This is a genomic window from Bartonella sp. AA81SXKL (assembly GCF_042196945.1).
Taxonomy (GTDB): Bacteria; Pseudomonadota; Alphaproteobacteria; order Rhizobiales; family Rhizobiaceae; genus Bartonella.
On sequence record NZ_JBHIRH010000362.1, the window covers coordinates 1 to 594 of the forward strand.

The 594-nt window shown below is 42.1% G+C and carries 1 protein-coding gene; it reads right to left on the bottom strand.

What is annotated here, in order from left to right; genetic code table 11:
* A partial coding sequence (locus tag ACFINZ_RS11700) for a 2-oxo acid dehydrogenase subunit E2 (RefSeq protein WP_375701608.1) occupies nt 1-594 on the bottom strand: 594 nt, incomplete at both ends.

Below are 594 nucleotides of genomic sequence, written 5' to 3' on the forward strand. Positions count from 1 at the left end.
CAATACGGTGATCATATGAAAGCGCCAGATACATCATGGGGCGAATGACTATTTGCCCGCCAACAACCATTGCTCGTTCTTTAATCGCGTGCATTCCCAAGATACCGGACTGTGGTGCATTTAAAATCGGTGTCGACATTAACGAACCATAAACACCCCCATTGGTAATGGTAAAAGTTCCACCTTGCATATCAGAAACCGCTAATTTTCCATCACGAGCAAGACGCCCCCAACGACCAATTTCCTTTTCAATCTCTGCTAACGACATCTGATCTGCATGACGCACTACCGGAACGACAAGTCCTTTATCCGTTCCAACAGCAATTCCAACATTGACGTAATTTTTGTAAACAATATCCGTTCCATCAATTTCCGCATTAACAGCAGGAAGTTCTTTTAATGCATGACAAACAGCCTTGGTAAAAAATCCCATAAAGCCGAGTTTAACACCATGTTTCTTTTCAAAAAGATCCTTATAACGCTTGCGCAAATCCATCACAGCCGACATATCAACCTCATTAAATGTGGTTAACATTGCTGCTGTATTCTGTGCATCTTTAAGACGACGCGCAATTGTTTGACGCAATTTTGTCA